This window comes from Acidithiobacillus sp. (assembly GCF_023255755.1).
GTDB lineage: Bacteria > Pseudomonadota > Gammaproteobacteria > Acidithiobacillales > Acidithiobacillaceae > Acidithiobacillus.
Genome location: NZ_JAGDVS010000065.1, coordinates 1 through 8,690 on the forward strand (window position 1 = coordinate 1; position 8,690 = coordinate 8,690).

General features: G+C 57.5%; 9 protein-coding genes and 1 pseudogene. 5 read left to right on the forward strand and 5 right to left on the reverse strand.

Annotated features, from left to right (window positions below; all coding sequences use genetic code 11):
• Positions 1–292: pseudogene (locus Q0C48_RS04450) on the forward strand (RNA pyrophosphohydrolase); the annotation flags it as partial.
• Between the two features lie 32 nt (positions 293–324).
• Here the strand turns inward: Q0C48_RS04450 and Q0C48_RS04455 are convergent.
• Positions 325–1,476 (reverse strand): putative glycoside hydrolase, encoded by a 1,152-nt coding sequence (locus tag Q0C48_RS04455; RefSeq protein ID WP_291521949.1) that lies wholly within the window; start codon positions 1,474–1,476, stop codon positions 325–327.
• Between the two features lie 153 nt (positions 1,477–1,629).
• A complete protein-coding gene (locus Q0C48_RS04460; protein ID WP_291521951.1) occupies positions 1,630–2,271 on the reverse strand; it encodes a polysaccharide deacetylase family protein in 642 nt (213 codons plus the stop codon).
• Between the two features lie 40 nt (positions 2,272–2,311).
• On the opposite strand from Q0C48_RS04460, the gene Q0C48_RS04465 reads away from it, so the two are divergent.
• The 4 genes from Q0C48_RS04465 to Q0C48_RS04480 all read left to right on the forward strand — a co-directional run bounded on the left by Q0C48_RS04465 (position 2,312) and on the right by Q0C48_RS04480 (position 5,070).
• A complete protein-coding gene (locus Q0C48_RS04465; RefSeq protein ID WP_291521953.1) occupies positions 2,312–2,830 on the forward strand; it encodes a hypothetical protein in 519 nt (172 codons plus the stop codon).
• Between the two features lie 15 nt (positions 2,831–2,845).
• Entirely contained in the window at positions 2,846–3,643 is a 798-nt protein-coding gene (locus tag Q0C48_RS04470; protein ID WP_291521955.1) for a transferase, read from the forward strand.
• Between the two features lie 177 nt (positions 3,644–3,820).
• Complete coding sequence (locus Q0C48_RS04475) at positions 3,821–4,162, forward strand: zinc ribbon domain-containing protein YjdM (RefSeq protein ID WP_291521957.1); 342 nt, start codon at positions 3,821–3,823, stop codon at positions 4,160–4,162.
• Complete coding sequence (locus tag Q0C48_RS04480) at positions 4,159–5,070, forward strand: LysR family transcriptional regulator (RefSeq protein ID WP_291521959.1); 912 nt, start codon at positions 4,159–4,161, stop codon at positions 5,068–5,070. The genes Q0C48_RS04475 and Q0C48_RS04480 overlap by 4 nt, the downstream gene beginning before the upstream one ends.
• Before the next feature lie 7 nt (positions 5,071–5,077).
• On the opposite strand, the gene Q0C48_RS04485 is transcribed toward Q0C48_RS04480, so the two are convergent.
• The 3 genes from Q0C48_RS04485 to Q0C48_RS04495 all read right to left on the reverse strand — a co-directional run.
• Entirely contained in the window at positions 5,078–7,357 is a 2,280-nt protein-coding gene (locus Q0C48_RS04485; RefSeq protein WP_291521961.1) for a VWA domain-containing protein, read from the reverse strand.
• Between the two features lie 18 nt (positions 7,358–7,375).
• Entirely contained in the window at positions 7,376–8,194 is an 819-nt protein-coding gene (locus Q0C48_RS04490; RefSeq protein ID WP_291521963.1) for a CbbQ/NirQ/NorQ/GpvN family protein, read from the reverse strand.
• A 150-nt stretch (positions 8,195–8,344) separates the two neighbouring features.
• Positions 8,345–8,690 (reverse strand): RuBisCO large subunit C-terminal-like domain-containing protein (locus Q0C48_RS04495; protein WP_291521965.1); only part of this gene is annotated, 346 nt, incomplete at its 5' end.

Consider the following 8,690-nt stretch of genomic DNA (forward strand, 5'->3'; position numbering starts at 1 on the left):
CTGCGCCCGTCATCGCGCCGCGCGGCGCCGTTATCGTGGGCAGAAGCAGATATGGTTTTTACTCCGTTTTGAAGGCGAAGAGGCGGAAATCAATCTGCGCACCCAGCAGCCGGAGTTTGAGGACTGGCGCTGGGTGGATTACTGGATGCCGGTGAATGAAATCATTGCCTTCAAGCGCCGCGTGTACTGGCAGGCTTTGCAGGAATTGGCGCCGTTGATTAACATGGATCCGCCGCCCATGACGGATCCATGCGGTTCTGCGGACCGATACCCGGTCGGTGGGGGCCGCTGACCATGTTACTGCGTGACGGATGATCCATCCACTCAGTGGCCTTCGCGAAGCGTTGCCACCAGCGCCGACTTTGGCGGAAGCCCTACCGTAGTGTAGACATTACGGGGGTTCCACAGCATCCATCCGTCCGATCCGAAAGTCTGTGCCGCATCGATCTGCGCTGCAATCTCTTCGCCTCCGAAGGGTTTCCCGCCAAAGGCGTAGTCACGAAATGCCTGCAGCCAGGGGCGGAAGCGCACTGCCGGCAATCCCGTTCTTTCCTCGGCCTTGCGCAGCGAGAGGTAAACTATCTGATGCGGATGGAGAACGGGGTTGGGGTAGCCGGGGATACCGTACTGAAAACCCGATGGATAGAGCATGGGAGAGATATAATCGACCTGCTGCGCCATCTCCTCCAGGTTTTGGCCGATCCCGGTGTCGTTGCGGTTCCAGATCACATAACCAAAAATATCCGCAGAAAGAAAGACATTGTATGGGATCAAGCGCTTGCGGGCCTCCGCGAGAAAGCCGGAAATTGCCGAGACCCGGCTTTCCTCGGTACTCGACCGGGAAAACACCAGGCCCTTGGCGTCGGGAAAGCGGACGTAGTCGAACTGGATCTCGTCGAAGCCGTCCCTGGCGGCCGCGACGGCGACGTCGATGTTGTAGTCCCATACCTGCTTGCTGAAAGGATCGGTCCAGGCGAGGCCCTCCCGATCCCTCCAGATGGCGCCGCCCGCGGTCCTGACGGCCAGATCCGGTCGCGCCAATGCGAGGACGTTGTCCTTGAAAACCACGATCCTGGCAATGGTATAGATGCCTTCTTTGTGCAAATCCTCCATTAGTCGCTTGATATGTTTAATAGTGATAATTTTTTGGGCGCCGATCTCCGTCGCCAGGGGAATGTCGGTGTTGTACGCAATCATTCCCCGGTCGCTTTTCACATCGATCACTACGGCGTTGAGGTCTGTCTTGCCGATGATATCAAGGGCGGATTCCCGCAGACGCGTGTTGGCCGCTCCGTAGGAAGACAAATAAAGGGCCTTGGGTTTGAAAGGCGCGAGGGATAGGGTTTCATCCTCCTTGAGATCTCCGACGGGGACCTCGCGGCGCCTGTAGCCGTAGGCCCTGAGGCCAAGCACTGTCCCTTGCCCGCTGATCTGAAAACGGCCATCCTGGACCGTGCGTACGACCGAATCACCCAAGGTTACAAATGCCCCTGGGATCGGTTTGCACGTCCAGGCGTCCACGACCATCCCGCTGTAGGCGGCAGCGCTCCCCGAGACGAGCAACAAGACTGCAAGTAACGAAGCGCATATGTTTTTTATGTTTTTATAACCCTTCACAACTCACCTCGTTTATCTGGAGTCCGTGGTCAACAGTCTTCCCAATGTCTTGCCCGTATCCTGGTCCGTGACCAGATAGCGCGGGAGGGCCATCACATTATCCGATGGCCCGGCAGGCGCCCTTACCATGGTGAAGGCGGCGATATATCCCGCCGCCACGGCGCTTCTGATCAGGTCCTCATCGTAGATCCCGAAGGGCCATGCGAGCATGTCCACCTTGATCCCCAGTTCCTGATCGAGCTTCGCCCTGGATTGTTCCAATTGCATGGCCACGAACTTCTCGTATGCCTGAGGGGCAAGACGTTTCTTTTCTATCTTGAAGTTCGGATGCCAGTAGGTGTGGGACTGGATGTCCACGAGCCCGGAGTCGTGCATGATCCGCAACTCATCCCAGGTCAGGGCGTAAGACGCCCGGGATATGGCGGAGGGATAGATGAAGAGCGTCACCGGAATATGGTAACGCTGCACCAGGGGAAACATGTCCGCGTACACCGACTGGTGCCCGTCATCCGCGGTGATCACCACGGAATGGGGAGGGGGAGGGGGTCCAACGCCACGAATATATGCCACGACTTCTCTGAGCGGGACAATCCGGTAGCCATGGCTCCTCAGGTATTCAATCTGTGCCGCGAAGACCATCGTGCGAACGGTCATGGCATCTCGCACCGCGGGACCAAAACGATGATAGAGCAGGATGGGCACGACGCGCCCTGTCCCTGATCCCCAAGCCGGTATGGCGAAAAATATGGCGAGTAAAGACACCATTTGCCAAACAACACGCATGTTTGGCTTTTCCGTCCGCTGCGCCCTGCCGGCCTGGAGAAACAACCCCGACTTCCCAAGTTCCATGCGCTCGCCTTCAAAAATTGTCCGGGGCCGCCGCTGGATAGATACTATCAGTTCCCCAGCCGAACAGGAACGCTCGCTTCCGCTGCATAACCGACCATGGATCGCCATTAGTCCCGCATTGCGTCCGCTCATGGAGCACGGTAAATTTGTCCTGATTGCGCTTGTTGATTTTCTCTGTCTGGACGACGGTAAGACCATTTTTAACCATCCTATTTTATTTTGTTTTCACCATGGAGTTGTCGATGATTTATCACAACTTATTGTTTTTATTTATAATAAGTGCGAATGGCAAATCCACGGTCGGGTTACACCCCAGGTCAACCTGACTTTGGCACGACTTTTTAGTAGCGGCGAAAGCCTCTGAGGATGAAACGAAAACATGGATGAATTTGTCGATAAGTTACTCGGGGATATGGACGCAGCGGTACAGACCTGGACAGGGAACCCTTTTGCCCATGAAGGGGATCGCGAGATAACGCTGCGCTTCGACTTTTCGGCCACACAAAGTGTCATGCACAAAGCCGATCCCGATAATCTCGTTCTAGGATATACCCGGACAATGATGGGATTCCTGATGTTCCAGCCAAAACCCGAGCGGATCGCGATGATCGGTTTGGGCGGCGGCTCGCTGGCGAAATATTGCCTGCGCCATATCCCGGATGTACACTTCACGGCAATAGAGATCAACCCCAGGGTTATTGCCCTGCGCGACAAGTTCAGAATCCCTCCGGATGGTCCAAAATTCAAAGTGATTTGTGCTGATGGCGCGGTATATGTCCGAAACCGCTCCAAACTTGTCGATGTGCTGCTCATTGACGGATTCAACCAGGATGGTCAGGCCAGGCAGTTATGCAGCGCGGAGTTCTACGCGCATTGCTACGCCAAACTCCGGAAGGGTGGGGTACTGGTGGTCAATATGCTGAACAGCGATAGAAAATGCGCTACCTATATCACCAGAATTCGCGAGAGATTTGACGACCAGGTCATTGCGATCGAGGCGGAATTTTTTGGGAACAGGATAGTCTTTGCGTATAAGGGAACAGATTTTCCGCTTTTGGCGACGAGGATGAGAGAAGGTGTTGGTGACCTGGGGCCAATGCATACCATTTCTTTGCACGTCATTGCACAGGCAGTGATTGAGCAGATGGAGCAACACCCATTGTCGATTCCTGCGTGACACAACACTGTTTTTGTAGGCGCTGCTGCTATCGCACATACATGATTTTATTGATATGGTTTACTTCATCTTTCCTAAGATGAAGTATCAGGCTACCCACCTGAACATATAGCGGGACACTCATATTTTGTCCACAAGATGCGGTTTTTATCAATAACCACTAAGGAAGGATTATCTATGGGCAGTATTCCGAGTTGTCAAAAATGCGGTTCAAATTACGTCTATGAAGACGGCGATATTTATATATGTCCAGAGTGCGCACATGAATGGCCAAAAGAAAATAATCTAGAAAAAATTGACTTCCTTCGTGTTTCTGATGCAAATGGTAATGCCATTAATGATGGAGATACCGTAGTAGTGGTGAAAGATCTCAAGATAAAAGGTTCGTCATCAATAATAAAAGTGGGAACAAAAATAAAAAACGTCCGTATTGTTGATGGTGATCATAACATTGATTGTAAGGTGGATGGCGTTGGTGCGATACAGTTAAAGTCTGAGTTTCTGCGAAAAGCACCATGAGCATGCATCTTACCTTTCGCCAGTTACAGGTGTTTACCGCCGTGGCGAAGCATCAGAGCTTTACCCGCGCGGCGCAGTCGCTTCATCTCAGCCAACCCGCCGTATCTATGCAGGTCCGACAGTTGGAAGATCAAGTCGGACTGCCGCTCTTTGAACAACTGGGGCGCCAGATTTATCTCACTGAAGCGGGGCGGGAAATGGCGCGCTACAGTGCCGCCATCACCCAGCAGTTGGATGAGGCGGTGCAAGTAATTAATGACCTCAAGGGGCTGGCCGGGGGACATATTCATATCAGCGTGGCGACCACTGGGGCATATATCGCACCTTATCTGCTGGCGGCTTTCAGTAAATTGCACCCGCAGGTGACGGTCAGCATGGATGTCACCAATCGGGAGACCTTGCTGCATCAGTTGGCGGAGAACGAAGTGGATGTGGCCATCATGGGGCGGCCACCAGCGGGTTTGTCGCTGGAGGCTACGGCCTTTCTGGAAAACCCGCTGGTGATCATCGCCGCCCCTGATCATCCCTTGTCTCAGGTCAGGGCGATTACTCTGGAGGCGGTGGCGGCTTATCCTTTCATTATGCGGGAGTCGGGTTCGGGGACGCGGATCGCGGTGGAACAATTTTTCGAAAAGGCTGGTGTTGCGCTGCATGCGAGCATCGAAGTCAGCAGCCACGAAGCGATCAAGCATGCGGTGCGCGCCGGTATGGGGCTGGGCATCGCTTCTCTGCATACGGTGCGGGAAGAGTTGCTGGCGGGACATCTGGCGGTGTTGGACGTGCAAGGCATGCCTATCGAACGCCATTGGTATCTGGTGCATCGTCAGGGTAAGCGCCTCTCGGCGGCTACTCAGGCCTTCCGGGATTTTTTGCTGGATCAGGAAGCGGTACGCCTGTTGCCGGAGTAGGGGGCAGTTATCTGGTCAGGGCGATAAACAGTTCCGGCAGCTTTTCCGGCAGTCTGGCAATGTGGTCGATGACGGTGTACTGACGGCCGAAGATGTCGGCGACATAGGCGTCGGCATGGGGATCGAGGCTGATACAGTAGGTGAAGATGCCGTCGCGATCGAGCTCGTTGACCGCTTGGCGGGCATCTTCGATCAGGAGACGATCATCCTGCACATCGACGTCAGAGGGCCGACCGTCGGTGAGTACCAGCATCAGTTTCTTGTCGGCCTTGCGTGCCGCTAAATAGTGTCCCGCGTGGCGCATGGCGGCACCCATCCGGGTCGAATAACCGGCTTGGAGTGCCGCCAGGCGGCCCTTGACGGTATCTCCCCAAGGTTCGGAGAAACCCTTTATGTGCTGATAGCGCACTTCATGGCGGGTGTTGGAGTTGAAACCGGCAATGGCCAGCGGATCGCCGAGTTGCTCGATGGACCAGGCGAGCAGCGATACCGCTTCCTGCGACAGTTGCAACACCGTCTGGCCGTCACTGCCGCCGGTTTTGACGGGCTCATTCAGCGATTCGGACAAGTCCAGCAGCAGGGTCACGGCGATATCGCGACCGGCCGTGCGATGGCTCATGTTGATGCGCGGGTCAGGGGTACTGCCGCTCTTGAAATCCATCCAGGAGCGCAAAGCGACGTCCAGATCCAGTTCGCTGCCTTCTTCCTGATAGCGGATGCGCACCTTGTCCTGGGGCTTGAGCAGATCGAGCAGGCGTTTGAGGTGCTTGGCCAGCGCCGCATGCTTGAGGAGCAGTTGATCAATGGTCGCTGCCGCCGCCGAGGCGTGCAGCCCTTCATAGAGGCTGACCCAGTCGGGCCGGTAGCTCTGGCTCTGATAGTCCCATTCGGGATAGTGGCGCGGCGGCAGGCCTTGGGTTTCCAGATCGGGCGCCTTGTGACGCTCCGCGTCGAAGGCCTCTTCCTCATCCCCGGCCTCAATGAAGCGCCATAACCCGCGGTTGTCATCGCGGTAGCTGATCTCGGTATCGGCGAAATGCACTTTGGCGAACTGATCGCTCTGGCGGCGCGTGGCGGTGACATAATCCAGCGCCAGCCGGGCCATGGCCGGCGTATCGGCGTTGCCGTCCGCGAGTTTCCCGTGAAAGCGGCTGACAAAGTCATGGAGCACGGGATTACGGTAGCCGTGTTTCGGGTCGAGCAGCGCCCGCGACAGCATCGCCAGGCGATGGCGTAGGCAGGAGGTCGTCTCCGGGTCGCAGGCATCTTCACCGGGTTTGGGGTGCAGCGCGAGGAATAGCGTGCGCAGGCCGGGATAGGTCCGGATGAGCAGGGTGTCGATGCGGGCGTCCTCAAAAAACTCCACCGCCAGGCGCTGGAAAGGGCTCCAGTTATCGGCTATTTGCGGTGTTGACCAGCGTCGGTGGCCGACCATATGCGCCAGGATCGCGCGGTAGTGGTCCAGCGCGCTGGCAGTCGGCAGGTCATTGAGCACATCCGGCAGCCGCATGCCGAGCGAGTCGTAGTAGGGCTGCGGTTTGCGCAGCGTATCGAAGGCCGTGGAATAGGGTACCAATACTTCGCTGTCCTGCCAGAGTCCGCGCAGGTACAGGTCGAGCTTGCGTTCGACAGCCACCAGCAGGGTGCCGTGACGCTCGCGCTGCAGCACCGCCCGGCTGTCGGCCGACTGTAGCGAGAAGAAGTCTTTCTGACGTTCGGGGTGGTGGAGATAATTGCGCACACCATAGTTGACCCAGTTGCGCAGGCCATCCACCGTTAACCACTGTAGCAAGGCGGGGGCCTGACGCAGCAGGTCGGGCAAACCGGGACTGGGGTGGGTCTGGTGATGGCCGTGGATGGAACTGGTGGTATGTTCCATCATGTCGCGTAGCGTGTTCAGGTAATGCCCCAATTGCTCGCGGCTCTGCAGGGCGCGGCTGACCGGCGCCAGGGTTTGCAGAAATCCGCCAATGGCGTTGCCGTTGGGTGAGCGCTGCATGTGCTGCACCATCTGCATGACCATTTCCAGCGCACCGTCGCCCAGCGCAGTGCCAATATCCGGCCACTCTTCAAGGAAAATCAGGACCGGTTCTTCACCCCGTCCGAGTTTGCAGAGAGTACGCGCTGCATCAACATAGGTGCTCACGCCCGCCGGGCTGAGGCGGGCGTGAGCCTGGGCGACACAGTCGGGAAACACCTCGCCGACCCGGGGGAAACGACAGTCGAGTTGATCCCGGTAGGCCGCCAGGCGGGACGGCAGGGAGGCGTCGCGCGGATGATCCGTCATGGAGGTCAATGCCGCGCTTCAGGCGAAAGTCATGTCGATGGCGTGTTCCAGCGTCGCGCGGATGTCGGCATCATCGGTGATCGGCTGCACCAAAGCCATGCGGCAGGCTGCGCGTGGCGCCACCCCATCGTCCATCAGCATGGCCGCATAGACCAGCAGCCGGGTGGAGATGCCCTCGTCCAGACCATGACCCTTGAGACGCCGGGCGGTGGCGGCCACGGTGACCAACTGGGCGGCTATGGCCGGTGCCACACCGGTTTCCCGCGCCAGAATCCCGGTTTCCAGTTCGGCGTTGGGATAATCGAACTCGAAGCCGGTAAAGCGCTGCTTGGTGGATTGCTTGAGATCCTTCATCAGCGACTGATAGCCGGGATTGTAGGAAATCACCAACTGAAAATCCGGGTGAGCGCGTATCAGTTCGCCCTTCTTGTCCAGCGGCAGGGTGCGGCGATGGTCGGTGAGCGGGTGGATCACCACGGTGGTGTCCTGACGGGCCTCGACAATTTCGTCCAGATAGCAGATAGCGCCGTAGCGTGCGGCCACTGTCAGCGGACCGTCCTGCCAGCGGGTACCGTCCTTGTCGAGCAGCCAGCGGCCGACCAGATCGGCGGCGGTCATGTCCTCGTTACAGGCTACGGTGACCAGCGGTTTGCCGAGGCGCCAGGCCATGAATTCGACAAAGCGGGACTTGCCGCAACCCGTCGGTCCCTTGACCATCACCGGCAGACGTCTGCGATAAGCGGCTTCAAACAGGGCCACTTCGTCATGCTGAGGCTGGTAGAACGGTTCCTTGCCTACCAGGTACTGGTTCAGGATGGAGGAATCTGATGCAGTCATGCGGTGCTCCGTTTGCGGTTTGCCGCCAGAGGCGGCGAAACAGGGAATGGGTCGGTCTGAAAGCGGGCTGCGGGCTGCCGCCTTCAACAAAATCGCCCCCATGTGGGGGCGATTTCACCCGGTTGACCGGAACCGGTTTGAGTCAGAGGCTTACCGGTGTATGCCCAGCTTTTCGCGCCAGCCCGGGTAGAGCTTGTCGGCATCGCCCGGGAAGGATTCGAAGGCCCGTGCGAATTCCTTGTGCTCCCTGGCGTACTCAATGGGATCAGCACCCGCCTTCCAACACTCGTAAGCCTGACGCAGGGAGACCGCGCCGGCTGCCGGGCTGTCAATATGGCCGTAGGAGCCACCGCCTGCCGTGTTGATCACGTTGCCGTGGCCAAGGTTCTCGAAGAAGCCGGGCAGACGCAGGGCATTCATGCCGCCGGAGATGATGGGCGTGGTGGGTTTCATGCCATACCACTCCTGATGGTAAACAGGACCGTCACCACTGCTG